Genomic DNA, 25,950 nt, shown 5'->3' with positions numbered 1-25,950 from the left:
ATGGAATTCAAAATTAACAAGGACACCTTTGTAAAGGCGCTCCAGAAAATCCAGGGGATCGTCGAAAAGCGCAACACCATGCCGATCCTTTCCAATGTCCTGATTGAAGCCCACGAGGACCAGATCGAGCTAACCGCAACCGACCTCGAAGTCGGCATGAAGAGCGTCTATCCGACGACGGTGACCCAGAACGGTAAAATCACTGTCTCGGCGAAGAAACTTTACGAGATCATCAAGGAACTTCCCGATGAAACCATTTCCTTTGCAACCAAAGAAAATGATTGGGTTGAGATTCGTTGCGGCAAGGCACATTTCAACATCGTCGGCTTGTCTTCGGAAGAGTTTCCCTATTTTCCGAAGATCAGCGAGGAGCGGTTAATCAAGATCGAAAGCGCTCTCCTCTCCGAAATGATCGAAAAGACTTCCTACGCCATCTGTTTCGACGAAACCAAGTACAATCTCAACGGTACGTTCGTCAAAGCGGTCGCGGAAAACGACTGTTCCCTGCTGCGGATGGTTTCTACGGATGGTCACCGGCTGTCGATTGCCGAGCGGGAATTCAACGGTGCCGTCGGCCCGGAGATGGCCAAAGGGGTCATTTTCCCCAAAAAAGGGATCTTCGAGCTTAAAAAGATGTGCGAAGAGGAAAATGCCGAGATCATGCTCGGCTTCATGGACAACAGTGCCGTCATCAAGAAGGGGAATACGGTGGTCGTCATGCGGCTCGTGGATGGCGAATTTCCCGATTACACCCGGGTCGTTCCGGTGGCCAACGACAAGATCGTTACCGTCAACCGGGAACCGTTCTTCCATTCATTGCGCCGGATGTCCATCCTTTCCAGCGAAAAGTTCAAAGGGATCAAAATGGATATCCAGGCGGAGACAATGGTGATATCCTCGAGCAATCCCGAACTCGGCGAGGCTTCGGAGGAACTTGACATCGCCTATAATGGAACGCCTCTGTCGATCCGCTTCAATGCCAAATACATCATTGATGTGTTGTCGGTACTGGGAGAAAGCGATGTGGCGTTGATTCTCAAAGACGAACTGTCGCCGGCGATTATCAGGCCGGCCGGCGACGAGCGGTTCACGGCAGTAGTAATGCCGATGCGCCTGTAGGATTCGATCCTTCCAGCCAGCTTGAGAGGCCGCTTCCACGGGAGAGGCCTTTTTAGTGGTCAGGCCGCGATGTTCTTGACTAAGATTCAGATCAACTCGTTCCGCAATATTGCCGCCGCGGACCTCGTCTTTAACCGGCGATTCAATATCTTCACCGGGGATAACGGCCAGGGAAAGAGTTCCATTCTGGAGGCCATCTACCTCCTGGGAACCATGAAGTCTTTTCGGCTGGCCCGGACCCAGGACCTGATCAGCTGGGATACGCCGCACGCCTTTGTCCAGGGGCGGGCCGAAAAGGACGGGGTTACCCGGGAAATAGCGCTCTATCTCGGCAAGGAGGGGCGCAAGGCACGCATCGACCGGAAACCGGTTACCAGGCTGGCCGATTTCTTCGGTGCTGTCAACGCCGTGGTTTTCTCGCCGGAGGAGATCGGCATGGCGCGGGGCGGGCCGGAACTGCGCCGCCGTTACCTCGACCGGGCCATCTTCAGCAGCGATCTCGGTTATCTCATGCTTTACCATGAGTATTACCGGATTCTGAAGCAGCGGAATTCGCTGCTCAAACGAGGCGACCAGGCGGGGCTCGAAGTCTGGACCGACCAGCTTGCCGAGGCCGGGATCCGGCTCATGGAGAAGCGAATCGCCTATCTGGCCGCCACCGAGCCACTGCTCGGCCATTTCTACCGGCAGATTGCCGGCGGAGACGAAACTGCCGGCTTGGCGTACCGCCCGCACGCCTGCGATCCGGCGGCAATTGACCGTGACGGCAAAGAGGCACTGATCAGGGCACTGTCCGAGCACCGCGCCGAAGAACTTCGCCGGGGGACCACGGTGGTCGGGCCCCACCGCGACGATCTCGAATTTCTTTTGAACGGGCGGGTGATCAAGCATCATGGCTCCCAGGGGCAACAGCGAAGTTTCGTCCTGGCGTTGAAAATGGCGGAAGTGGAATATCTGGAAAAGCTGTACGGCGCCCCGCCGATCCTGCTCCTGGACGATATATCTTCGGAACTCGACCGACAACGGAACGAGAACCTGATGCAGTTTCTCCGGCAAAAAAGTATGCAGGTTTTTGTCACCACTACCGACCCGGCCACCTTGCGGCTGGACGGAATCGATACCCATGCAGCCTTCCGAGTCGAACAGGGGAAGGTGATTCTTACTCAGAGGTAAGGAATGACAGACGAACAGAACTACGATTACGGTGCAGACAAGATAAAAGTGCTTGAAGGACTGTCGGCGGTCCGGAAACGACCGGCGATGTACATTGGCTCTACTTCTGCCCAGGGCCTGCACCACCTGGTCTACGAAATCGTCGACAACTCCATCGATGAAGCTCTGGCCGGTTACTGCGACGACATTTCGGTAACCATCAACCTGGATGGGTCGGTGACGGTAATCGACAACGGCCGTGGTATCCCGACCGACATCCATCCGACGGAAGGGCGCTCGGCGGCCGAGGTGGTCCTGACGGTACTCCACGCCGGCGGCAAGTTCGACAACAGTTCCTACAAGGTTTCCGGCGGCCTTCACGGCGTTGGCGTATCGGTGGTCAACGCCCTTTCCAAGGTTCTGGAGCTGGAAATTCGTCGCGACGGAAAACTGTTCCGTCAGTCGTATCGCCGCGGCGAACCCCAGGGGCCGCTGACCGTGACGGGCGAAACCAAGAAACGGGGCACCAAGATCACGTTTTTCCCCGACGAAGAGATTTTCGAAACGGTGGAGTTCTCCTTTGATATCCTCTCCCAACGGCTGCGGGAACTGGCGTTCCTCAACGCGGGGGTCCGGATCAAGATCGCCGACGAGCGGACCGAATCGCCCAAGGTGCACGAATTCTTCTATGAGGGGGGAATTGTCTCCTTTGTCGAATACCTGAACCGGAGCAAGACCCCGCTGCACGCGAAACCGATCTATTTCCACGGCGAAAAGGGTGGCATCGACATGGAGATCGCCATCCAGTACAACGACTCCTACGACGAAAAGGTCTTTTCCTTCGCCAACAACATCAACACCCACGAGGGGGGAACCCACCTGATCGGCTTCCGGGCCGCCCTGACCCGGACCATGAACACTTACGCCAACGCTAACAACCTCCTCAAGAATGCCAAGGTCGCCATTTCCGGCGAAGACTTGCGAGAAGGGCTGACCGCCGTCATTTCGGTGAAAATCCCCCAGCCCCAGTTCGAAGGGCAGACCAAGACCAAGCTCGGCAACTCCGAAGTCAAAGGTTACGTCGAAACCCTGATGAACGAAAAGCTGGCGATGTACCTCGAAGAGAATCCCCAAGTGGCGAAGCGGATTCTCGAAAAATCGATCGAGGCGGCCCGGGCGCGCGAAGCGGCGCGGAAGGCCCGCGACCTGACCCGGCGGAAGGGTGCCCTCGACGTCGGTACGTTGCCGGGCAAGCTGGCCGATTGCCAGGAGAAAGACCCGTCGCTCTGCGAACTGTTCCTCGTCGAGGGTGATTCCGCCGGCGGCTCGGCCAAACAGGGACGCGACCGGAAATACCAAGCGATCCTGCCGCTGAAGGGGAAAATCCTCAACGTCGAGAAGGCCCGCTTCGACAAGATGCTCTCCTCCCAGGAGATCCGCACCCTGATCGCCGCGCTCGGCACCGGTATCGGCAAGGATGATTTCGATATCGCCAAGCTCCGTTACGGCCGGATCATCGTCATGACCGATGCCGACGTCGACGGTTCCCACATCCTCACCCTGCTGTTGACCTTCTTCTTCCGACAGATGCCGGAACTGGTCGAACGGGGGCACCTCTACATCGCCCAGCCGCCGCTTTACAAGATCAAGCGGGGGCGGAAAGAGCAGTACCTGCGCAACGAAGCGGCACTGCAGAACTACCTCCTCGAGGAAGGGACCGATGAGATGACCCTCCAGCTCCAGGCTGGCGGCGAGGAGCGGACCTACCGGGGGAAACAGATCATTCCCCTGCTCCGGCAGATCATCGACTACACGACGCTGTTCGACAAGCTGGCGAAAAAGGGGATCAACGAGAAGCTGTTGGCGCTCTTCCTGAGCTGCGGGGTGAAAAACGGCTTCGAAGAGCCAAAAGACCTCGAACCGTACCTGGCGAAAATGAAGGAGGCGTCGCCGGGGTCGGACTACCTGCTCAAGGAAAACCGGGCGATCTTCAAATTCGGCAACCTGCGGGCCCGGATCGACCAGAATACGATCTCTCTCCTCACCAGCCACGAGTACGGGCTGCTGATGGAAAGCTACGAGCGGGTGCGCGGTTCATTCGGCGCCGGCGAGGCGGTGGTCTCCACCGAGGGGAAAACCCTCCTGACGACCGGCAGCTTCCGCGAGATGCTCTCCTTCTTCCTCGAAACGGCGAAGAAGGGGCTCTACATCCAGCGTTACAAAGGGCTGGGAGAGATGAATCCCGAGCAGCTCTGGGAAACCACCATGCACCCCGAGAACCGGGTCTTGCTCCAGGTGAAGATCGAGGATGCCGTCGAAGCGGAGGAGATCTTTACGGTGCTGATGGGCGATCAGGTGGAGCCGCGGCGCGAGTTCATCGAACAGAACGCGCTGAACGTATCGAATCTGGATATCTAATACTACCGGCCCGGGATGCTGGGCGGACCGGCGAAACGTGCCGGCCGCCGGTTCATTTTTGCCCGGGCCTTGATCAATGAGGGTGGAATGCTCGAACACCAGAATACCAACAAGATTGCCGTTAACATTGAAGATGAGATGAAGCGGTCCTACATGGACTACGCGATGTCGGTCATCATCGGCCGGGCGTTGCCCGACGTCCGGGACGGCCTCAAACCGGTCCACCGGCGCTGCCTCTTCGCCATGTACGACATGGGGAACGACTGGAACAAACCGTACAAGAAATCGGCCCGCGTCGTCGGCGACGTCATCGGTAAGTATCATCCCCATGGCGATACGGCGGTCTACGACACCATCGTCCGGATGGCCCAGGATTTCTCGCTCCGTTATCCGTTGGTTGACGGCCAGGGGAACTTCGGCTCGGTCGACGGCGACTCGCCGGCAGCGATGCGGTACACCGAAATCCGCATGGCCCAGCTGGCCCACGAACTGCTGAACGACATCGACAAGGAAACGGTCGATATGGGGCCGAACTACGACGACTCCCTCCAGGAGCCGCTCGTTCTCCCCTCGAAGTTTCCCAACCTGCTGGTCAACGGCTCGTCGGGGATCGCCGTCGGGATGGCCACCAATATCCCTCCCCATAACCTGGGGGAGGTGATCGACGGCATCGTCGCGGTGATCCGCAATCCGAAAATCAGCTTCGAGGAGCTGATGGAACAGATTCCCGGTCCCGATTTCCCGACTGCCGGCTACATCTACGGCCGCGAGGGGATCGTCCAGGCGTACCGGACCGGCCGGGGAATCATCCAGATGCGGGCCCGGGCGGTGATCGAGACCCAGAAGAAGAACGAACGGCAATCGATCGTCGTTACCGAAATTCCCTACCAGGTGAACAAGGCGAAACTGATCGAAAAGATCGCCGAACTGGTGCGGGAGAAGAAGATCGAGGGGATCTCCGATCTCCGCGACGAGTCGGACCGCGAAGGGATGCGGATCGTCATCGAGCTGAAAAAGGATGAAAATCCGCAGGTCATCCTCAACCACCTCTACAAGCAGACCCAGATGCAGTCTTCATTCGGCATCATCATGCTGGCGATCGCCAACGGCCGGCCGAAGATCCTCACCCTCCGGGAAATGATCACCAGCTTCATCGATCACCGGCGGGAAATCGTCACCCGCCGGACCATCTTCGAGCTGAAGAAGGCGGAAGCCCGGGCCCATATCCTGGAAGGGCTCAAGATCGCCCTCGACAACCTGGACGAGGTGATCGAGCTGATCAAGCGATCGGCCACCCCCGCCGAGGCCAAGAGCGGCCTGATGAGCCGCTTCGGCCTCTCGGAAATCCAGTCCCAGGCGATCCTCGACATGCGGCTGCAGCGGTTGACCGGCCTGGAGCGGGACAAGATCATCGACGAGTACCACGAGATCCTCAAGTACATCGCCCGGCTGAAGGAAATCCTCGCCTCCGAGACCGAGATTCTCAACATCATCGTCGGCGAGCTCACCGAGCTGAAAGAGAAATTCGGCGATCCGCGCCGGACCGAGATCGTTGACCAGACTGCCGAGATTTCCCTCGAAGATACGATCGTCGAGGAAGATATGGTGGTGACGGTTACCCATACCGGCTACATCAAGCGGAGTTCCCTCTCGCTCTACCGGGCCCAGCGCCGCGGTGGCAAAGGGAAGACCGGCATCAAGACCAAGGAAGAGGATTTCGTCGAACAGCTGTTCATCGCCTCGACCAAGGACTACCTGATGTTCTTCACCGACGCCGGGCGGGTCTACTGGCTGAAGGTCTACGAGATTCCCGAGGGGGGACGTGCCACCCGCGGCAAGGCGATCGTCAACCTGCTGAACCTGGCAGCCACTGAAAAAATCACCACCATCCTGCCGGTCAAGGAGTTCAGCGAGGACAAGTTCCTGATGATGGCGACCCGTAGCGGGGTGGTAAAGAAGAGTCCGCTCGTCGAGTACTCCCATCCCCGGGCCGGCGGGATCATCGCCGTCAACCTCGACGACGGCGACAAGCTGATTGCGGTGGCGCTGACCGACGGCAAGCAGGATGTACTGCTCGCCTCCCGGAACGGCAAGTCGATCCGCTTCCGCGAAGATGACGTCCGGTCGATGGGGCGGGTTTCCCGCGGCGTCCGGGGGATGACCCTCGAGGACGACGATCTGGTGATCGGCATGGAAATCATCAGCGATGCCCTCGGCTCCACCCTGTTCACCGTTACCGAGAACGGTTACGGCAAGCGGACCGAGCTGGCCGAATACCGACTCCAGTCCCGCGGCGGCAAGGGGATCATCACCATCAAGACCACCGAGCGGAACGGCTGTGTGGTCGATATCCTCCAGGTAACCGACGAGAACGACCTGATGCTGATCACCGATCAGGGGAAAATCCTCCGGATGGCGGTGGCCGGCTTCTCGATTATCGGCCGCAACACCCAGGGGGTCCGGCTGATGGTGACCGAGCACGAAGAACGGATCGTTGCTGTCGCCAAACTGGCCGAAAAAGACGAGGGGGACGAACCGGGCGAGGCCGACGAGGATTCTGCCGGGACGCCGATCTCCGCCGACGAGGATGACGAATGATCGACCACCGGGCGCGGCTGTCGCGTCGGGCAGGTTAAAGGCTTTATGGAACAACGTCACCGCAAAATCGACACGAGCCTCCGGGAGCGCCACAACATCCTTTCGCTGCTGGAACGGCTCCGGAAAGAGAACATCACCGTCGACGAGATGGAGGAGATCGGCGCCCGCCTGCAGAAGGCCGGGCGCCGTGCCCTTTCCCCCCTCGTGCGGCGGCTCTGGCGGGAGAAGAATGGCGACATTATTTCCCGTTATACCTATCTGCTCGATTTCTTCGAGGACGATTCGTGGCTCGACCAGCTGATCAAGATCACCCTCACCCGCAAGGATCTGGAGGAGGAGGGGAAGTCGGTTCTCCTCTCGGCCCTCGAGGGATACGGCGTTGATGTTTCGGCTCCGCCCTTCGCCAGGCTGCTCGACGAGGTGGGCGGACCGCTCCAGCTTATCGTCCCGCGGCTGCTCGACAAGGGTGAGCGGGGATTGGTCATGTTCATGGAGGATTTCGTCTCCTACACCCCGGACGCCCAACGGGCCCTGGTCCGGGAGCTGGCGCAGGTCGACGATCCCCGCGTCCTCGATATCTTTGCCGTGCTGCTCGGCTTCGATGAGCCGGAGACCCAGCGCGAGGCGGTCGAAATGCTTGGCAGGATCCGCGCCCCGCGCGCGGTGACCCTGCTCAAAAGCTATCTCGGCACCGCCAGCGGCGAACTGCGGGGCGCGGCGGAGCGGAGTCTGCGGCGGCTCTCCTTTCTCGGCCTCGATATCACCGTCGAGCCGGAGCCGTTGCTGGCGTTCTGCGCCACCTATGCGTCGCCGCCCGATGCTTCCGGCATCAGCTGCCTGTTCGTTGCCCGCTGGACCGGTCCGGACCGTCTCGACACGCTGTTCCTCGAACTCCATGAAACGACGGGGATGCGGGAAGCATGGGGCTGGAGCGGCGTAACCCCCGAGGAGTACCGCAAGATCGTTACCGACAACAATGTCGACGATTCGCTGGTCCAGGTCGAGCCCGCCTACCTCGTCGCCCTGGTCTGCGACGCGATGCACCGGAGTTTCGGCAACGGCTTCTACATGCCCCCCGAATTTTACGTGCGGCAGCGACTGTTTGCCGGGCTCGAACTCGTGCCGGCCCCCTACGAGCCGGCTTTTGCCGATTTTGCGCCCGAGGCGAGTGTCACGCCGCAACGGATTGCCGAGGGGATGGAACTGTTCGGCGATTATTTTTTCGATGGCTGGTTCATTTTCAATGAGCAGGTCCGGCTGTTGAGCGGAGAATTGGAGCGGTTGGGGGACGAACCGTTCGCCGGTCGCGATGGTGCTGTCGTGGAACAGTTCCTCGAAGAGTGGTGCCGGGATCAGGTTGCGCCCCAGCTCGAACAGCTTGTCCGGCGACTGCGGCTCACCGCGGCGTTGATGGACGAGGCGGAACGGGATCGGCAACTGATCGAGCTGACCCTGGTGGCCGCCCACAGCATCGCCCAGGGAATGGTGCCGCTGCATCGCCATCCCTTCCTGCGGCGCTGGCTGCTGGAGCTGATCGACATGGTGCGGGACGCCCGTGCCGAGGGGTACGAATTTCCTCCTCCCCGCCGGGAAGCGGATGACGACGGCGGGTGGGTGTAGCTGACCGGCGGCGTGACGTTAAACAGTAAGCCGAGGAGAACGGGGATGAACAAGAATATCGGAGTAATCGGTGCCGGAAGCTGGGGAACGACCCTTGCCAATCTGCTGGCCAAAAAAGGGTATGCCGTAACCCTCTGGGCCTATGAGCCGGAACTGGTGGACGAGATGCGGCTGCGCCGCGAAAACGGGCCGTTTCTCCCCGGTATTACCCTGGCACCGGCGCTGAAGTTTACCAACTCTCTCGAAGAAGCGGCGGCTGGCAAGGAGCTGCTGCTCCTGGCTTCGCCGTCCCAGGTGATGCGCGGAGTGGTAAGCCGGCTGATCCCGTTTCTCCGGGCCGAAACGTTGCTGGTCAGCGCCGCGAAGGGGATTGAGCTCGACACGCTGAAGACCGTTTCCCAGGCGTGTGCCGAGGAGCTGTCGCCGGCGCTGTTCGGCAGGTTCTGCGTTCTGTCGGGCCCCAGCTTCGCCCGCGAAGTGGCGCAGGAGATGCCGACGGCGGTGGTTGCCGCCGCTGCCGATCCGGAGGTGGCGATCGCCGTGCAGCGCTGTTTCACCACCGAGTATTTCCGGGTTTATACCAATAGCGACGTCGTTGGGGTAGAGATCGGCGGCTCGCTGAAGAACGTTATCGCGCTGGCCGCCGGGATCTCCGATGGGCTGGGGCTCGGCTACAACACCCGCGCTGCCCTGATTACCCGCGGCCTGGCCGAGATGACCCGGCTGGGTGTTGCCATCGGTGCCCATCCTGAAACCTTTGCCGGCTTAGCTGGGATGGGAGACCTGGTGTTGACCTGTACCGGCGATCTCTCCCGCAACCGGACCGTCGGCATGAAGCTTGGCCAGGGGATACCGCTCAAGGAGATTCTTGGCGAGATGCGGATGGTAGCCGAGGGGGTGAAAACCACCGCCTCGGCCTGGCGCCTTGCCGGGCAGGTCGGTGTTGAAATGCCGATCACCGAAAAGGTCTACCAGATTCTTTACGAGGACAAACCGGCCCGCCAGGCAGTTTTGGAACTGATGACTCGCGATCTGAAGGCGGAACGGGGATAAACTCCTCCCGGTCCCGTGCCCGAGCCTCCTGCCGGTGACGGCGAGTCGTCACCGCTTGAAGGGAGTCCCATGCACCTGCGACTTACCATTCGCAACAAGCTGTTTCTGACGATTCTCATCATCCTGCTCATCTCATATTCGATCCTGATCCGCACGACCTATCGCAGTATCGATGCCTCCCTGGAAGACCGGCTGACCAAAGAGCTCTCGGAAAATCTCATGTATGCCCGGGACCAGTATTTCGCCCGGGCCGAGCAGGCGAAATACTCCCTGGAAAACCCGGCCGCCGCCCCGCCGGTCAAGCAGCATCTGGCTGCCAACGACCGTCTCTGGCTGGAGGATGCGGTCGGCAGGTGGCGGTCCATCCTGCCCTATCTGGAGATGCTGGTCGTCGTCGATTCCCGTCGGGTGATCATTGCCGGCGGCAGCCCGGAGGGGACCGGCAGTACCGCCGACCTCGCGCCGATCCTTAACCGCTGTTTCAGGGAAAAGCGGCCGGTTCTGGCGACGGAACTGGTCAGTTCCCGTTTTCTCTGCCGCGAGGGGGGGGTAAGATACAGCAAGTGTGCGGCGGCGGAAGCAGCGGACGGGGTCATGATGATTACCGTTGCCGTGCCGGTCCTGGCCAACAACGGCTCGGTCCTCGGCGCCATCGTCGCGGGGGATGTGGTCGACAATGACAGCCGGATTCCGCGGCAGATCCAGGAGGTCTTCGGCAAACAGGTCATCGTGGTGGTAACCCGGAAAGGCGAACTGGTAACCGGCAGTTTCGGCAGCAAAATTCCCTACCCGTCGGTGATCGATCCCAAAGTGCTCGGCCAGCTGGAGCGCGGTATTCCCTACCGCGGCGATACCGCCATCGGCGACAAGGTGTACAAGACGGTCTTCGATCCGATTACCGACTGCGGGGGGAAATTCGTCGGCTCCCTGTCGGTGGCGCTCTCCCGCGACGATTTCAATGTGGTCCTGCGCGACAGCCTGAAAAACATCATGGCGTCGGCGGCGATCAGCCTGGTGCTGTCATTTATCCTCGCCTATCTGGTGGCTCGGCGGCTGACCAAGCCGATCAACGAACTGTCCGCCGGGGTTCGGATGATTGAGAGCGGCGATCTGCGGCAGCGGGTGGCGGTCGACACTTCCGACGAAGTCGGCCTGCTGGCCGATGCCTTCAACCGGATGGCCAAGAGCGTGGAAGAGCGGGACCGAACCATCCGTTCCAAAGCCCATGATCTTGAAGGGCTGAACCAGCAGCTGCAGGAGATGAACGAGCTGCTGGAGCGACGGGTGTCGGAGCGGACCGCCGACCTGCAGATGGAGATGGAGCGGCTGGAGGCGATCCTTACCGGGATGGCCGAAGGGGTGGCGGTTACCGATCGGGATGGGCGGATCATCCTCTTCAACCCGGCCGCCCAGCGAATGTTCGAAATGGTGCCGCATCGGGTCGTCGGCCATTCCATTACCGAGGTCTGTACCCGGGGAGAATTTTGCCGGCTGGTTGAATATTTATCGATAATGAGGGAAAATGACAAAATTACGTCACTCAGAGATGTGGAGCTGCAGGCGAAGGGAAAGAAACTGAAGGTGAACCTCTCACCCTTCACCGATGCCGAGGGACGTTTTGCCGGGGTAGTGATGTCGATTCGGGATGTGACGGCCGAGGAAGAGGTCGACCGGATGAAGACCGAATTCATTTCTACCGTTTCCCATGAACTCAAGACTCCCCTCACCTCGATCAAGGGGTCGCTGCAATTCATTCTCGACAAAGGGAAAGTGTCGTCGGGAATGGAAGATGAGCTGCTTAACATCTGTCTGCGCAATACGGATCGGCTGATTAGGCTGGTCAACGATATCCTCGACATTGCCAAGATCGAATCGGGACGGATGGAATTTATCTTCGTCCCCCAGGACCTGCATGGGCTGATCGCCCAGTCGATCGAGGAACTGGAAGGGTTCGCCCGCGACCACCATGTCACGGTCGTCAGCCGGAGTACCGGCGGACTGCCGCAGGTTTACGGCGACCATGACCGGCTCGTCCAGGTCTTGACCAACCTCTTGTCCAATGCGATCAAGTTTTCTCCGCCCGGTGAAGCGGTTGAGGTGAGCGTCAGCCGCAACGAGAATTACATCGCGGTTGCCGTTGCCGACCGGGGCCGGGAAATTCAATGGTCCGACCGCGAAAAGCTGTTCAAGAAGTTCCAGCAACTCGATAACACCGATCGGCGCCAGCAGGGGGGCACCGGCCTCGGCCTGGCGATCTGCAAGGAGATTGTCGAGCGGCACCACGGCCGCATCTTCTACAGCGAGGGGTTAAACGGCGGCAATGTCTTTACCTTTACCGTACCAGTCTATGAGGAGCCGGCATGAATGGGGATAGAATTCTCATCGTTGACGACGAAGCGGATATTGCGCTGATCCTCAAGCTCCAGCTGGAAGATATCGGCTACCGGACCGTGCGCGCCCGCGACGGTGCCGAGGCGTTGGAAATCCTTGAAGGTGAGTCGTTCGCCCTGGTGCTGCTCGATATCAGGATGCCGCGGATGGACGGAATGGAGGTGCTCGCCCGGATTCGCCGCGACTATCCGGAGCTGGTGGTGGTGATGATGACCGCCCACGGCAGCGAAGACATTGCAGTCGAGGCGATGAAGAAAGGGGCGGTCGACTATATTTCCAAGCCTTTTTCCTCCGACGACATGAAGGGGCGGGTCGAACGGGCGATCCAGTACAACCGGACCCGGCTGGAAAATGAACGGCTGCAGCGGGAGCTTGACGAACAGCGGCAGAAAATGGCAGCGATCCTCCGCGGCATGGCCGACATGGTGGTGGCGGTGGACCGGCAGGGCAACGTGATCACCCTCAACGGCAAGGCGGAGGAGTTGCTGGCCATCCGGGCCGAAGAAGTGCTGGGCCGGCCGGTGGAGGAGTTGCTGCAGGCGGATATCCCGGCCAGCCGGCTCCCCTGCCGGGTGGTGCTGACCACCGGCGAGCCCTGCCTCGACGTCACCTATGTCGTGGCCCAGGGGAAGCGCCGGCTACCGGTACTCTCCAGTGCCACTCCGCTGCGCAATGCCACCGGCGAGATGATCGGCAGTGTCGAAATCCTGCACGACATGTCGACCCTCAAAGCGCTGGAGCAGGAACGGGAAGATTTCGTCAGCATGCTCTCCCACGACCTCAAGACACCGATTACGGCGGTGGTCGGCTCCATCGATCTGGTGCGGGAGGGGCGGCTGGGAACAATCAATGCCGAGCAGAAGGAATATCTCGACTCCGCCGTCGAGAGTTGCGACGAAATGGTCGAGATGATCGATACCCTGCTCGATGTGCACAAGTTCGAGGCGGGGCGGATGCAGATGGCTATTGCCGAGGAGGAACTTGCCCCGTTGTTGCGGCGAATCCTGAGCCGCTTCGAACCGGTGGCCCTGCGGGCCGGGATCAGGCTTTTTCTCCACCTGCCGCCAGCGCCGATTCTTTTCCCGGTCGACCGGTCGAAATTCTTTCGTCTGCTGGGGAACCTCCTTTCCAATGCCATCAAGTTCACTCCCGAAGAGGGGGAAATTGAGATCCGGGCCGAAATCGTCGCTGAGCCGCTGGCGCTGGCAGGTCCACTGTCGGCTGCCGCCTATCCGCCTGCCAACCTGCCGGTTGCCGGGCGTTTCCTCCTTCTGACGGTCAGGGATACGGGGGCCGGCGTGCCCGCCGATTGCCTCGTCTCGATTTTCGATCGCTTCGTTCAGGCCAAGAATCGTCGACAGGGGAAAACCGGCGGCAGTGGCCTCGGTCTCGCCTTCTGCCGCAAGGCGATGGATGCCCATGACGGTTTTGTCTGGGCTGAGAGCGAGCTGGACAAAGGGAGCTCCTTTCACCTTCTTTTCCCGATGGAGCGTTCATGACCCTCTTCCCGCGCAAGCTTGATCGTCTCGTCGAGAGGCACCGGCTGATCCCGCTAAAGATCGCCCTGCTCTACGCCCTGTTCGGCGGAATCTGGATTCTCTTTTCCGATCATTTCCTTTCGTTGCTGGTGGCGGACAGATCCAGGCTCACCGTCTGGAGTACGGTCAAGGGGTGGGTTTATGTGGCGGTCACCGCCGGCCTCCTCTACTGGCTCATCACCCGCTATGCCGATGAGATGCACCGCTCCGAAGGGCTGCTGCGGGAGCGGAATGAAGAACTTACCCTGACCGAGGAGGAACTGCAGCAGCAACTCGATGAGCAGTGTCGCAACCAGCTGGAGCTGCACGAAGCCCATCAGACCCTGAATGCGCTGTTCAATGCCTCGCCAGTGGCAGTCCTTGCCCTCGATGGCGCCGGCACGGTGACAATGTGGAACCAGACGGCGGAGCTGCTCTTCGGTTGGCCCGCGGCAGAGAGCGTCGGCATGCCTCACCCTTTTGCCGCCGGTGCAGGGGCGGACGATTTCGCCTCATTGCTGGCGGAAGCGCTGGCCGGTGCGGTGGTGAACGATCTGGAAACCTGCCTGCCGCGGCGGGACGGCCAGCTGCTCGATATCAGCATGTCGGCGGCTCCGACCGCCGATCCGCAGGGGAAAATCAGCGGGATCGTCGTCCTTTTGGCCGATAATTCCCGGCGGAAATGTGCCGAGCGAGCCCTGGTGCAGAGCGAAGAAAACTACCGGCTGCTCTTTGCCAGCAATCCCCACCCGATGTGGGTCTTCGACCGGGAGACCCTCGCCTTTCTCGAAGTGAACGATGCGGCGATAACTCACTACGGCTACTCCCGCGAAGAGTTCCTGGCGATGACCATTCGCGACATCCGGCCGACCGAGGAGATTCCGGCGTTGCTGGAAGCGATCAGCCGGATAACCGAGCAGGCCCGCTTTGACGGCGTGTGGCGCCATCGGCTCAAAAACGGTACGGAGATTACCGTCGAGGTGATCTCGCATGCTATCGATTTTGCCGGGCGGCAGGCGTCGCTGGTCCTGGCCAACGACGTGACCGAGCGCTTTCGGATGGAGAAAGAGCTGGTGTGCCTGAATGCCGAGCTGGAGGAGCGGGTGCGGGCGCGTACCGTCGAGCTGGAGCGGGCCAACCGGGAGCTGGAGTCGTTCAGCTATTCGGTTTCCCACGATTTGCGGGCTCCATTGCGTCACATCAGCGGCTTCAGCCGGGCGCTGCTTGAGGACTACTCCGACCGGCTCGATGCCGAGGGGCTTAATTATCTGAACCGGATTCAGGGTGCCGCCCAGCGGATGGGGGGATTCATCGACGACATGCTGAAACTGGCCAATGTCAGCCGGAGCGAGATGGAGTTCCTGCCGGTCAACCTGAGTACCATGGCCCAGGTGGTGGCGCTCGAGCTCAAGCAGGGCGAACCGGCGCGTCAGGTCACCTTCCGGATTGCCGAAGGGGTGACGGCGATCGGCGATGCCCGGCTGCTGCGGGTAATCATGGAGAATCTTCTCGGCAATGCCTGGAAGTATACGAGCCGCCGGGACGAAGCCGAGATCGAATTCGGGGTGGCGGAAGGGACCGCCCGCCCGACCTATTTCATCCGGGATAATGGCGTCGGCTTCGATATGGCCTATGCCGGCAAGCTCTTTCAGCCATTCCAGCGGCTGCACGGCCTCGATGAGTTCGAGGGGAGCGGGATCGGCCTGGCGACGGTCCGCCGGGCCATCGAGCGGCATGGTGGTGAAGTCTGGGCAGAAGCGGGTGTCGACCGCGGCGCGACGTTTTTCTTTACGATCGGGGCATAACGATGGGATCACTATGGTAAGACGGCTGTGGGGTTGGCGATGAGCCAGAAAAACTTGCGCATGCTGCTGGTTGAAGATTCGGAAGACGACGCGCTGCTGCTGCTGCGGGAACTCTGCCGGGGCGGCTACAATGTGGAGTACGAGCGGGTGGATACCGGGCCGGCGATGAAGGATGCCCTCGTGCGCCGGGAGTGGGATATCGTCATCTCGGACTACCGCATGCCGACCTTCAGCGCTCCCGCTGCCCTCAATCTGCTGAAGAGGAGCGGTCTCGACCTGCCGGTGATTATCGTCTCGGGGAAAATCGGCGAGGATATGCTTGTTGAGGCGATGCGGTCCGGAGCCCACGATTACCTGATCAAGGGGAACCTCTCCCGGCTGATTCCGGCCATCGAGCGTGAGTTGCGCGAAGCGGCCGAGCGAAGGACCCGGCGCCGGGCCGAGCAGTCGATCCGACAGGGGAAAATGGAATGGGAAGCGGCGTTCGACGCCGTCTCCGACATTGTCGTCCTCACCGACCCCCAAGGGACGATCATCCGCTGTAACAACAAGCTCATCCAGTACTTCCACACCACCTACAACGAAGTCCTCGGCAGAAAGCTCATCGAGCTCTTCTACGGTGAGAGCGAGGCGCCGGATTGCATTTTCAGACTCTGTGCCGATCTGAAGCCCGATGAAGAAGATGTGCGCTTCCCGCAGCTTCCCGGCTGGTTCAACGTTTCCTGCTATCCGATGCACCCCACCGAGAGCAAGCACGGCTATGTTTACGTGATCAAGGACGTCACCGGGCGGAAACGGCTGGAGGAGGAAAAGCGGCTGACCGACCGGGAGCTTTTGACCCTCTATGCCGTTGCCTTCCGCCTCAACTCGCGGCGCGGCTCCAAGCGGATTATGGTCGACCTCCTCTCCCAGCTGCATCACATGCTGCAGATCGATTTTTCCTGCATCCACCTGATGGACAAGGATTCCCTCGCCCTGTCGGCGTCGCTCGGTCTGACCCGGGAATTCACCGCTGCCTTCAGAACCCTTGCCAAGGAGTGGGCCTGGGTACGGGAGGTTCTCGACGGCCGGTCGGTCAAGTCGGACGAGATCGAGGGGCACTTTGCCGGGGAGGTGGCCGAAGCGGCGGAGACCATGGGAATGGGCGCCTGGTGCGCCCTGCCGCTCAAGATCGGTTCGTCGGTGATCGGCACGCTGTTCATTTCCCACCGTTCCACCCGCAACTATACCGACCGTGAGCTCTTCCTCCTCAACTCCATTGCCAATCAGATGGCGGTGCTGATCGAGAACCATACCCTCTACGACCGGATGAAGGAGCAGAACGAGGAACTGCTCCGCTCGCGGCGGGCTCTCCGGGAGAACCTGGAGGAGGTCAAGCGGGCGAACATCGAATTGGGACGCCTCAACGACGTCAAGAACAACTTCATCGGCATGGCTTCCCACGAATTGAAGACGCCGCTCACCTCGGTGATCGGTGGCCTGCAGTTCCTGATCAATTACAGCGGCCTGGAGATGACCCCGGAACAGAAGGAGATGCTGCTGTCGGTCTACGAAGGGGTCAGCCAGCTCCGCGGCATCGTCGACGATCTCCTCTCCATTTCCCGGATCGAAGCGACCGGCTTTGCCATCCAGAAACGGCCGGTGCGGCTGGCTGCCCTCTGCCGGGAAGTTCGCCAGACCCTGGTGCTTCCCCTCTCGGAGCGGGAGATCGAGGTGACCATCGAGGACGACCCCTGCAGCGTTCCTGCCGACGAGGGATTCTGCCGGCTGGTGATTCGCAACCTGCTGGAAAATGCCATTAAATTCACGCCGGACGGCGGGCGGATCACCATTACCGGCCGGCTGGCCGCGCCCGACGAACTCGCAGCCCAGGCCGATGAACTGCGCTTCTTCTATCGTGACTTCCCGGAAAACATTACCGGCGTCGACGCCTTCTACCGGCTCGACGTCGCCGATACCGGTGTCGGCATCCCCCGTGAGGAACGGGCGCGGATCTTCGACAAGTTCTATGGGGTCGGCGACATCGCCTATCACTCCTCCGGCAAGACTGGCTTCATGTCCAAAGGGTCGGGGCTGGGACTCTCCATCGTCAAGGGGATCATCGACGCCCATGGCGGGATGGTCTGGGTCTTCCCGGGCGAAGAGGGGGTGGGGAGCGTCTTTTCCCTGCTGTTTCCGCTCGACAATGCCTGCGTCATGCCGCGGCGCGGGGCCACCGGCCCGGGTAAGGAGTAATCCCCTGTCATGCCGGCCGCCCTGTCGCTCCGTTCGATTACCAAGACCTTCGGCACCCTGACGGCGGTCGATGCCTTCTCCCTCGAAGTGGCGCGCGGCACCATCTTTGCCCTGCTCGGCCCCAACGGCGCCGGCAAGACCACCATTATCAAGATCCTCACCACTCTGATGCGCCCGACCGCCGGCAGTGCCCAGGTGGAAGGGTTTGATGTCCAGCGCGACGGCAAGCAGGTGCGCCGGCTGATCGGCGTGGTTCCCCAGGAGAATAACCTGGACCGCTACCTGACCTGTCGGGAAAACCTGGTCCTCCAGGCCCGTCTCCACGGCATGGCGCCGGCCGGCTACAACCGGCGGATCGACGAACTGCTGGAACTGGTCGGGCTGAGCGGCCGGCAGGGCGATTTCCCCGATACCTTTTCCGGCGGCATGCAGCGTCGGCTGGTGGTGGCCCGGGCGCTGGTCCACCGGCCGCGGGTCCTCTTCCTCGACGAACCGACCACCGGCCTCGACCCCCAGTCGCGGCGGGCGGTCTGGGAGTACGTCGAATCCCTCAAAGACTCGATGACCATCTTTCTCACCACCCACTATATGGACGAGGCCGACGCCCTCTGCGACCGGATCGTCATCATGGACCACGGCCGCGCCCTGGTGGACGGCACGGCCGCGGAACTGAAGGAGCGGCTGGCCCATGCCCATCTCTACGAGCTGCAGTTCCGGGCCGGCAGTGACCGCTACGAGGCGCTGCTCCGCTCCTTCCCCTTCGTCCGCTCACTGCAACGGACCGGCGACATCTTCCGCCTCGCCCTGACCGGCGAGGAATATCTCAAGCCGCTTCTGGACGCCATCGGCAACGAGGACATCCGCAAGCTCTGCCTGCGGGAGCCGAGCCTGGAGGACGTATTCATCGAGCTGACCGGCCGGGAGGTGCGGGAATGAGGACCGGCGGACCGGCCAACGGGAGGGCCGATGCTTAAGGGCGCCTTTTCCATCTGGAATCGCGACATGCTGGTGCTCCGCCGCAGCATCTTTTCGGAGTTCCTGGCGGTGATCGCCTCCCCGCTCACCTTCTACCTCGCCTTCGGCTTCGGTCTGCGGGGGTACATCGCCAACGTGGAGGGGGTTTCCTATCCGGTCTTCATGGCCCCGGGGCTGATCACCATGACCGCGGTGACTGCCGCTTTCGACGAGAGCGCCTGGAGCATGTGGTTCCACCGTAAGGTCCAGCGGACCATCGAGGCGTACCGCGTCACCCCGATTACCGTCTACGACATCGTCGTCGGCAAGATCATCTCCGGCTTTACCCAGGGCGCCCTGAAGGGTCTGACGGTGGCGGTGGTCATCTTCCTCCTCACCTCGTTCCCATTCAAGATCGGTTACCTGGCTGCCTACCTCACCTTCATCGTCTTCGGCTCGATGATTTTCTCCTGCCTCGGCACCGTCTGCGGCACGGTTCTCGACAAGCCGGAAACCATCGGCAAGGTACAGGCGGTGATCATCATGCCACTGATCTTCATGTCCGGCATCTTCTTCCCCGTCTCCTCCTATCCGGCGGCGGCTCGCCCCTACGTGATGGCGCTGCCGACTACCGCCCTCTTCGAGGGGGCGCGGCGGGCGCTGTTGGCCGGCACCGTCGACCTCGCCTACCTGGTGCTACTGGCCGGTACGGCGGTCATCGCCTTCGCCGTGGCGGTGGTCGTCTTCAACCGCAAGATCGAGGAGTGACGGTCGTCCGGCCGGTGAAACTTCTTGTGCTGCCGACGCTTTTCATAGTAGGATTTTCAGATAGCCCATCAATGGAGATTCTATGGCCGAAGAATTCATTCCCAAGTGGATTGCCTGGGAAACCACCCAGAAATGCAATCTGAAGTGTGTCCACTGCCGCTGTTCGTCCGACCTGACCTCATCCGAGGGAGATTTCACCACCGAGGAAGGGAAAAAGCTCCTTCAGGAGATCGCCGAGTTCTCGAAACCGGTGGTCGTCCTGTCCGGCGGCGAGCCGCTGATGCGCAAGGATATTTTCGAGCTGGCCGAATACGGTACTTCGCTGGGGCTGCGGATGTGCATGGCCACTAACGGCGCCCTGGTCGACGACCAGGTCTGCGAGCGGATGAAAAAGGCCGACATCAAGATGGTGTCGCTGTCGCTTGACGGCTCCACCGCCGCCATCCACGACGATTTCCGCCAGTGCCCCGGTGCTTTCGATGGCGTCGTCCGCGCGGCAGCCCATTTCCGCAAGCATGGCCAGAAGTTCCTGATCAACTCCTCGTTCACCAAGCGGAACCAGCACGACATTGCCGCCACCTTCAAACTGGCCAAGAGCCTCGGCGCCACCGCCTGGTACATGTTCATGATCGTTCCGACCGGCCGTGGCGAAGAGATCATGAACGAACTGATCTCCAAGGAGGATTACGAGGAGATCCTCGAGTGGCACTACCAGCAGGAAAAGCTGGAAGACCAGATCCTGATGCGTCCCACCTGCGCCCCCCACTATTACCGGATGGTGCCGCAGAAGGCCAAGGCCGAGGGGGTCAAGTTCGAGCGCCGTTCGCTGACCTTTTCCACCGGCGGCGGCAAGGGGTGTATCGCCGCCCAGAGCATCTGCCTGATCGACTGCTTCGGCAACGTTAAACCCTGCTCCTACTTCCACCGCACCGCCGGCAACGTCAAGGAGACCCCCTTCCGCGAGATCTGGGAGAATTCGGCGATCTTCAAGGACCTGCGCAACTTCAAGGCCTACAAGGGGAAATGCGGCGAGTGCGAGTTCCTCAATGTCTGCGGCGGCTGCCGGGCCAGGGCCGATGCGGTTTACGGCGACTACATGGCGGAAGAGCCGTTCTGCAACTACGTCCCGATCCGGATCCAGAAGAAGGCGTAGGTGGAACGCGATATGTACGCTATCTTGGCGCCGTCCTCGAAGCTCTCCTTCTGCGGGTGCACCAAGCTAACGCAACTCTCACGTTCCTGATTTTTTCAATCAAAATCCAACAAAAACAATTTGTCTGAGGAGGGTTTTTAATGAATACTCGTTTTCTCGACGCCTGCTGGGGCAAGCCGGTCGACCGGACGCCGGTCTGGCTGATGCGCCAGGCGGGGCGCTACCTGCCGGAATATATGGCCGTGCGCTCCAAGTGCACCTTCCTCGAACTCTGCAAAACGCCCGACCTGGCGGCCGAAGTGACCATCCAGCCAGTCGACATCCTCGGCGTCGATGCGGCGATCCTCTTCTCCGATATCCTTACCCCGGTGGAGCCGATGGGAATGAAGCTGGATTTCGTTCCCGGGCCGGTTTTCGAACATCCGATCCGGACCATGGCCGATGTCGACGCCCTGCGCATTCCCAATCCGGAGGAGGATGTTCCCTACGTCCTTGAGGCCGTCAAGATCCTCCGCCGCGAACTGGCCGGCAAGGTGCCGCTGATCGGCTTCGGCGGGGCGCCGTTCACGCTTGCCTGCTATATGGTCGAGGGGAAAGGCTCCAAGGACTGGGCAAACATCAAGCGGATGATGTACGCCGCGCCCGAGGTCTATGCGGCGCTGATGGAGAAGGTGACGATGATGGACATGGAGTACCTGAATGCCCAGATCCGGGCCGGGGCCCAGGCGATCCAGATCTTCGATACCTGGGGTGGGGTCCTCTCCCCGACCGACTACGCTCGCTTCGTCCTCCCCTATACCACCAAACTGATCAACGGCCTGAACCGCCAGAACGTCCCGGTCATCCACTTCGTCAAGGGAGCGGGAACGATGCTGGAGATCGTCGCTCAGGCGGGGGGCGATGTGATGGGGCTCGACTGGCATACCAATCTCGGCAAGGCCCGGGATATCCTCGGCCCCGGCATGGCGGTCCAGGGGAACCTCGACCCGACGGTCCTCTACGCGCCGAAAGAGGTGATCGAGGCCGAGGTGCAGCGGGTGCTGGACGAGAACGCCGGTCGCCCCGGCCACATCTTCAACCTGGGGCATGGCATCCTCCCGACGGTGCCGCCGGAGAACGCCATCCACATGGTCGAATGCGTCCACCGGCTGTCGCAACGGTAAGCGGGAACGCCGGAACAGAATGATCCGAAAGGCGGTCGAAAGGCCGCCTTTCTTCGTTCGGGGCCGGCTGGGCGGCGAACTTTTTTCTCCCTGGCGGGAACGCCTGCGGGTACAATTTGAACCATGACCGTCACTGTCTCCCGACTTGCGGCCATGCTCGCCGTCATCTATCTCGGCTATGCCGGGCTCTGGTTCTTCGGCCAGCGTGCCGTCATCTATCCCGGCCGGACCATCCGGGTCTCCCCGGCCCCGCCGGCCGGGGTGGCTTCGTTTCCGCTCCGGACCGCTTTCGGCCGCTCGGAGGCGTGGCTGCTGCCGGCAACGACTGCGGGAACCGGTCGGCGGCCGGCGGTGCTGTTCTTTCACGGCAACGGCGAGGTGATCGACTTCCTCCCCGCCGAGTTCGCCTGGCTGCGCAACCTCGGCATGCAGGTGCTCCTTGTCGAATATCCGGGCTATGGCCGGTCGTCGGGCAGCCCCTCCGAAACGAGCATTACCGCCGCGGCTGTGGCGGCGTTCGACCTGCTTGCCGCCCGCGATGATGTCGATCCCCGGCGGATCGTCGCCTTCGGGCGCTCCCTCGGCGGCGGTGCCGCGGCGGCCCTCGCCCGGCAGCGGCCTCTGGCCGCGGTTGTCCTGCAGTCCCCTTTCACTTCCCTCCGCCCCTTCGCCCGGCGGATGCTCCTTCCTGCCCTGCTGCTGCGGGACCGTTACGACAACCGGGCGGCATTGCGCGGTTACGAGGGACCCGTGCTCGTCCTCCATGGTCGGGACGACGATATCGTGCCGTTCGCCGAAGGACGGGACCTGGCGGCGGCTGTTCCCCACGGCCGGTTGGTCGCCCTCTCTTGCGGCCACAACGATTGGCCCGTCGCGGCTGCGGCGATCCGCCGGGCAGTCAGCGGTTTCCTGGTGACGGCCGGTATTATTCGCTGACGCCGCCTGCCCGTTTCTCGGCCAGATGGACGAGCAGCCAGGAGCCGCCCAGGGCGGCGGCGAGGATGGAGAGCGCCGTGCCGGCGCTGTTCAGCAGCACCGGCCGAATGAGGAGGATCAGGCCGAGGCAGAGCATCATGATGCCGGAGCTCAGTTTCAGCCGGCGCCCTTCCCGCTCACTGAGCTTGCGGCTTTCGAGGGTGGCGGCGAAAAATGCGACGATCGCTGTCAGCGGGATCACATGCACGAGGTTGTAGAGGAGGAGGTAAAACAGGTTGCTGGTGGCCGGTAACGGATGGAGGGTGAGAACGCGGATGAAGATCATCGGAAAACCGGCGGTACAAAGCAGTCCGTAGGAATTGGCCGCGATGGCGAGGAGGCAGGTTGCCGCCAGCATTGCCGGCAGCGAGCCGCTCTGCATGATTCTCCGCATCCGCTCGAAGAGCCGCGGCTTGGCCGTGGCCGGGATCGACAGAGAAATGCTGTGGCCGAAAAGGAAAAAGTCCTTGATGTTGAGGGCGGCGATCAGGAGGGCGACCGTGCCGGCCGCTCCCGTAACGAGCGGGTTGCGGCCGACGAAGAGAAAGAAGTTGAGCCAGGCGGCCATGAACAGGAAGTAGATCAGGGCGGAGCAGAAGACGAACGTGCCGCCGACCACGGCCAGGCGAAAGCGGGAATGGGCGTGGATGAGCAGGCTGAGCAGGAAAAAGAGGACGAAGATCGAGCAGGGATTGAGGCTGTCCAGCCCGGCGATCATCAGGGTGAAGAGCGGCAGCGAAAGCGAACCGCCATCGACCCGGCCGACCAGCGGCAGGTCGATGGCGGACGCATCGCCGGCGGTGACCAGGGTGCCGTCGCCGCTATCGGTGCAGCCGGCACTCAGACAGCGCCGGACCCGTTCCTCGATCGCCCGGCCGATCTCCGCCGAGAAACCGACGAACATGGCCCGGCCGACGAAGACGGTCGGCACCCCTTGCAGCTCCTGGCCGCGGGCTTTGGCCATGGCGACCAGCAGATCAAGATTTTCCGGATGCTCGACCACCTCGTAACGGATGATCCGCAGGTTTGGGTAGCGCTGTTGCAGGCCGGCGATGAACGGGGCGGCTTTGGCGCAGACCGGGCACCCCTGTTCCCAGAAGAAATGAAGCGTCACGGGGCGCGGCGGAGCGGTCGCCCGGGCGATGCCGGCGAGGCAGAGCGCCAGGGCGATAAGGGGCAGCATGAAACGCCGCAGCGGGCGGCGGGAAACCGGAAAAGGCCGCATGGCCGGCAACCTCCCGTCGGGGCGGCGGTGTTTTGCCCAGTGACACGGGCGGAGCCGTCCGCCTATAAGTGTAACGGGCCCCGCGGGAAAGGCCATCGGCAGAAAGGAAAAAGCTAGCCGAGCGCCGGGACCGGCTGCCGGACAGCCGGTTCGGCAATGAACTGCTGCAGCTCGCTGTATTCCCGGATCGAGGCCGCCTGGGCCTCCATTCGGACGGCGTTGATCATCGTGAAGTTGGCCCGCAGGACATCCACCACCAGTGGATCGAGCGCCTGGCGCTCCACCATCTCGCCGATGGTGGCGAGCGCCTGCTCGTTCGTCATTCCGCGGCGGTAGGGGCGGTCTTCGGTGATGGCGGTGAAGACGTCGGCCACCGCCATGATCCGGGAACCGAGGGAGAGCTCGTCCCTGGTCAGATGGAACGGGTAGCCGCTGCCATCGAGGCATTCGTGGTGAAACGATGCCCAGGCGTTGATCAGGGCGAAATCGTGGATATTCTCCAGAGTGCGGAAGGTGTGGAAGGTATGGCAGCGGATCAGGTCCCGCTCCGACGAGGAGAGGGGCGCCGGCTTTTCCAGGATTTCGGTCGGGACCGCCAGTTTTCCCAGGTCGTGGAGAAAACCGGCGATCTTCATCATCGTGCACTCGTGTTCCGAAAAGCCGATCAACCGGGCGAGCGCTTCGGCGCTGGCCGCCACGCCGCTGGAATGGGTCGCGGTGAAGCGGCTGCGGAAGTCGATGATCCGGGAAAAGATCCGCGCCAGATCAAGCAGGCTGGCCAGATTGACGATGATGCTTTCCTGGGCGACTCGCCGGCGCAGCAGATTTCCGACCCCGGACGAGCAGAGGTCGAGCCAGAAGAATTCCTTTTCCGCCAGCCGTTCCAGGGCGGTCACCGCTTCCGGCATGAACATGGTTCCCCGCTGGGCGGTAATTGTTTCGAGAATCGTCCGGCTGTGGCTGAGCAGGTTGCCGTTACAGTGGACCGTCAGGACGGCAACCCGGTCGGCGAGGTGGAGCAGCTGGCTGCCGGGGAGAATTTCTCCCCGCCGGTCGTTGCGGGCTTCCTCCCAGCTGGCGTGATGGTGGCGGATCAGCTGCGCCACTCCGGCCAGCGGGGCAAAGGCGGAGAGGAGCCGGTAACCGATTTCGGCATGGGCGTTGGCCGATGTCGTTTCGAACTGCATCGACCTGATTCGCTCGCTGCTGGAGAGAATGCCGATGTCGTGGAGCTTGCCGGCCAGCAGCAGATCGCTGATCTCGCGGCTGGAAAAGCGCAGTTCGGTGCCGAGGCGATAGGCAATATAGGCAACTTTCTGGTGGTGGTTGACCAACTCCGGATTGATCAGGTCGATGATGTCGGACAGACAGGAAATCAGGTCGTAAAGGGGAATCTGTACTGCTTTGCGGGCCAACATGGCAACAACTCCTTGGTTGGATGGGCGGCGTTCCGCAGGAGTGGTGCCCATCCCTGAAAAGATCAAAGGTTAACAAAGCGGACTAAAATTGTCCATTTATTTCAACTGGCCGATCCCGCGGGACATGTGCGGCGGTGGCACCGGCAAAACGGAAGGAGAACGGATGAACGACCGGCTTACCGATCTGGAAATTCATTGCATGCACCTGGAACAGACCGTTCAGGAGTTGCACGAGGCGCTTTTTAGCCAGCAACAGGTCATCGACCGGCTCAGCGGCGAGCTGCAGGCGGTCAAGGCCCACCTCCGGGCACTCGAGCCATCGCCGGTGCGCCGGCCGGAAGAGGATGAACCGCCGCCTCACTACTGAGCGACTGCTTGCTGCGCTC

Annotated in this window: 18 protein-coding genes; 16 read left to right on the top strand and 2 right to left on the bottom strand. The window is 61.5% G+C overall.

All coding sequences use genetic code 11. The annotated features are described in order from the left end of the window. The 15 genes from dnaN to QMN23_RS19525 all read left to right on the top strand — a co-directional run bounded on the left by dnaN (position 1) and on the right by QMN23_RS19525 (position 22,882). Positions 1 to 1,119, top strand: coding sequence for a DNA polymerase III subunit beta (dnaN, locus tag QMN23_RS19595; protein WP_282001026.1), 1,119 nt, complete (start codon positions 1 to 3; stop codon positions 1,117 to 1,119). A gap of 69 nt (positions 1,120 to 1,188) precedes the next feature. Beyond that, positions 1,189 to 2,292, top strand: coding sequence for a DNA replication/repair protein RecF (recF, locus tag QMN23_RS19590; protein WP_282001025.1), 1,104 nt, complete (start codon positions 1,189 to 1,191; stop codon positions 2,290 to 2,292). A 3-nt stretch (positions 2,293 to 2,295) separates the two neighbouring features. Further along, on the top strand, positions 2,296 to 4,689 hold the full coding sequence (gene gyrB / locus QMN23_RS19585) for a DNA topoisomerase (ATP-hydrolyzing) subunit B (RefSeq protein ID WP_282001024.1): 2,394 nt from the start codon (positions 2,296 to 2,298) through the stop codon (positions 4,687 to 4,689). Positions 4,690 to 4,776: 87 nt separating this feature from the next. Continuing rightward, positions 4,777 to 7,287 carry a DNA gyrase subunit A gene (gene gyrA / locus QMN23_RS19580; protein ID WP_282001023.1) on the top strand — a complete coding sequence of 837 codons (2,511 nt, stop codon included), beginning with the start codon at positions 4,777 to 4,779 and terminating at the stop codon, positions 7,285 to 7,287. A 45-nt stretch (positions 7,288 to 7,332) separates the two neighbouring features. After that, positions 7,333 to 8,907 (top strand): HEAT repeat domain-containing protein, encoded by a 1,575-nt coding sequence (locus tag QMN23_RS19575; RefSeq protein WP_282001022.1) that lies wholly within the window; start codon positions 7,333 to 7,335, stop codon positions 8,905 to 8,907. A gap of 45 nt (positions 8,908 to 8,952) precedes the next feature. Continuing rightward, a complete protein-coding gene (locus QMN23_RS19570) occupies positions 8,953 to 9,960 on the top strand; it encodes an NAD(P)H-dependent glycerol-3-phosphate dehydrogenase (RefSeq protein ID WP_282001021.1) in 1,008 nt (335 codons plus the stop codon). A gap of 69 nt (positions 9,961 to 10,029) precedes the next feature. After that, positions 10,030 to 12,324, top strand: coding sequence for an ATP-binding protein (locus QMN23_RS19565; protein WP_282001020.1), 2,295 nt, complete (start codon positions 10,030 to 10,032; stop codon positions 12,322 to 12,324). Continuing rightward, positions 12,321 to 13,850, top strand: coding sequence for an ATP-binding response regulator (locus QMN23_RS19560; RefSeq protein WP_282001019.1), 1,530 nt, complete (start codon positions 12,321 to 12,323; stop codon positions 13,848 to 13,850). The genes QMN23_RS19565 and QMN23_RS19560 overlap by 4 nt, the downstream gene beginning before the upstream one ends. Beyond that, positions 13,847 to 15,673: a sensor histidine kinase gene (locus tag QMN23_RS19555; RefSeq protein WP_282001018.1), complete on the top strand. Its 1,827-nt coding sequence runs from the start codon at positions 13,847 to 13,849 to the stop codon at positions 15,671 to 15,673. The genes QMN23_RS19560 and QMN23_RS19555 overlap by 4 nt, the downstream gene beginning before the upstream one ends. A 39-nt stretch (positions 15,674 to 15,712) precedes the next feature. Continuing rightward, the gene (locus QMN23_RS19550; protein ID WP_282001017.1) at positions 15,713 to 17,908 is read left to right on the top strand and encodes a hybrid sensor histidine kinase/response regulator; all 2,196 of its coding nucleotides are present in this window, start codon (positions 15,713 to 15,715) and stop codon (positions 17,906 to 17,908) included. Positions 17,909 to 17,917: 9 nt separating this feature from the next. Beyond that, positions 17,918 to 18,844 (top strand): ABC transporter ATP-binding protein, encoded by a 927-nt coding sequence (locus tag QMN23_RS19545; RefSeq protein WP_282001016.1) that lies wholly within the window; start codon positions 17,918 to 17,920, stop codon positions 18,842 to 18,844. A 30-nt stretch (positions 18,845 to 18,874) separates the two neighbouring features. Continuing rightward, entirely contained in the window at positions 18,875 to 19,630 is a 756-nt protein-coding gene (locus QMN23_RS19540; RefSeq protein ID WP_282001015.1) for an ABC transporter permease, read from the top strand. Positions 19,631 to 19,712: 82 nt separating this feature from the next. After that, entirely contained in the window at positions 19,713 to 20,783 is a 1,071-nt protein-coding gene (locus QMN23_RS19535; RefSeq protein ID WP_282001014.1) for a radical SAM/SPASM domain-containing protein, read from the top strand. A gap of 140 nt (positions 20,784 to 20,923) precedes the next feature. Continuing rightward, positions 20,924 to 21,946: a uroporphyrinogen decarboxylase gene (hemE, locus tag QMN23_RS19530; RefSeq protein WP_282001013.1), complete on the top strand. Its 1,023-nt coding sequence runs from the start codon at positions 20,924 to 20,926 to the stop codon at positions 21,944 to 21,946. Positions 21,947 to 22,069: 123 nt separating this feature from the next. Next, positions 22,070 to 22,882: an alpha/beta hydrolase gene (locus QMN23_RS19525; protein ID WP_282001012.1), complete on the top strand. Its 813-nt coding sequence runs from the start codon at positions 22,070 to 22,072 to the stop codon at positions 22,880 to 22,882. On the opposite strand, the gene QMN23_RS19520 is transcribed toward QMN23_RS19525, so the two are convergent. Together QMN23_RS19520 and QMN23_RS19515 are read right to left on the bottom strand one after the other, a co-directional pair. After that, positions 22,872 to 24,146 carry a thioredoxin family protein gene (locus QMN23_RS19520; protein WP_282001011.1) on the bottom strand — a complete coding sequence of 425 codons (1,275 nt, stop codon included), beginning with the start codon at positions 24,144 to 24,146 and terminating at the stop codon, positions 22,872 to 22,874. The two genes, QMN23_RS19525 and QMN23_RS19520, sit on opposite strands and share 11 nt — an antisense overlap. Before the next feature lie 113 nt (positions 24,147 to 24,259). Further along, positions 24,260 to 25,564 (bottom strand): HD-GYP domain-containing protein, encoded by a 1,305-nt coding sequence (locus QMN23_RS19515; RefSeq protein ID WP_282001010.1) that lies wholly within the window; start codon positions 25,562 to 25,564, stop codon positions 24,260 to 24,262. A 163-nt stretch (positions 25,565 to 25,727) separates the two neighbouring features. On the opposite strand from QMN23_RS19515, the gene QMN23_RS19510 reads away from it, so the two are divergent. After that, on the top strand, positions 25,728 to 25,931 hold the full coding sequence (locus tag QMN23_RS19510) for a SlyX family protein (RefSeq protein ID WP_282001009.1): 204 nt from the start codon (positions 25,728 to 25,730) through the stop codon (positions 25,929 to 25,931). Positions 25,932 to 25,950: the final 19 nt, after the last annotated feature.

This window comes from Geotalea uraniireducens (genome assembly GCF_027943965.1).
Classification (GTDB): domain Bacteria; phylum Desulfobacterota; class Desulfuromonadia; order Geobacterales; family Geobacteraceae; genus Geobacter; species Geobacter uraniireducens.
This window is presented reverse-complemented; position numbering and strand designations above follow the sequence as displayed.

Excerpts from the sequence above, each read along its gene's own strand:
- QMN23_RS19520 (WP_282001011.1), bottom strand. The coding sequence starts at position 24,146 with ATGCGGCCTTTTCCGGTTTCCCGCCGCCCGCTGCGGCGTTTCATGCTG.
- QMN23_RS19525 (WP_282001012.1), top strand. The coding sequence starts at position 22,070 with ATGACCGTCACTGTCTCCCGACTTGCGGCCATGCTCGCCGTCATCTAT.
- QMN23_RS19570 (WP_282001021.1), top strand. The coding sequence starts at position 8,953 with ATGAACAAGAATATCGGAGTAATCGGTGCCGGAAGCTGGGGAACGACC.
- QMN23_RS19560 (WP_282001019.1), top strand. The coding sequence starts at position 12,321 with ATGAATGGGGATAGAATTCTCATCGTTGACGACGAAGCGGATATTGCG.
- QMN23_RS19540 (WP_282001015.1), top strand. The coding sequence starts at position 18,875 with ATGCTTAAGGGCGCCTTTTCCATCTGGAATCGCGACATGCTGGTGCTC.
- QMN23_RS19535 (WP_282001014.1), top strand. The coding sequence starts at position 19,713 with ATGGCCGAAGAATTCATTCCCAAGTGGATTGCCTGGGAAACCACCCAG.
- gyrA (WP_282001023.1), top strand. The coding sequence starts at position 4,777 with ATGCTCGAACACCAGAATACCAACAAGATTGCCGTTAACATTGAAGAT.
- QMN23_RS19515 (WP_282001010.1), bottom strand. The coding sequence starts at position 25,564 with ATGTTGGCCCGCAAAGCAGTACAGATTCCCCTTTACGACCTGATTTCC.
- recF (WP_282001025.1), top strand. The coding sequence starts at position 1,189 with ATGTTCTTGACTAAGATTCAGATCAACTCGTTCCGCAATATTGCCGCC.
- QMN23_RS19545 (WP_282001016.1), top strand. The coding sequence starts at position 17,918 with ATGCCGGCCGCCCTGTCGCTCCGTTCGATTACCAAGACCTTCGGCACC.
- gyrB (WP_282001024.1), top strand. The coding sequence starts at position 2,296 with ATGACAGACGAACAGAACTACGATTACGGTGCAGACAAGATAAAAGTG.
- QMN23_RS19555 (WP_282001018.1), top strand. The coding sequence starts at position 13,847 with ATGACCCTCTTCCCGCGCAAGCTTGATCGTCTCGTCGAGAGGCACCGG.
- QMN23_RS19565 (WP_282001020.1), top strand. The coding sequence starts at position 10,030 with ATGCACCTGCGACTTACCATTCGCAACAAGCTGTTTCTGACGATTCTC.
- hemE (WP_282001013.1), top strand. The coding sequence starts at position 20,924 with ATGAATACTCGTTTTCTCGACGCCTGCTGGGGCAAGCCGGTCGACCGG.
- QMN23_RS19575 (WP_282001022.1), top strand. The coding sequence starts at position 7,333 with ATGGAACAACGTCACCGCAAAATCGACACGAGCCTCCGGGAGCGCCAC.
- QMN23_RS19510 (WP_282001009.1), top strand. The coding sequence starts at position 25,728 with ATGAACGACCGGCTTACCGATCTGGAAATTCATTGCATGCACCTGGAA.
- dnaN (WP_282001026.1), top strand. The coding sequence starts at position 1 with ATGGAATTCAAAATTAACAAGGACACCTTTGTAAAGGCGCTCCAGAAA.
- QMN23_RS19550 (WP_282001017.1), top strand. The coding sequence starts at position 15,713 with ATGAGCCAGAAAAACTTGCGCATGCTGCTGGTTGAAGATTCGGAAGAC.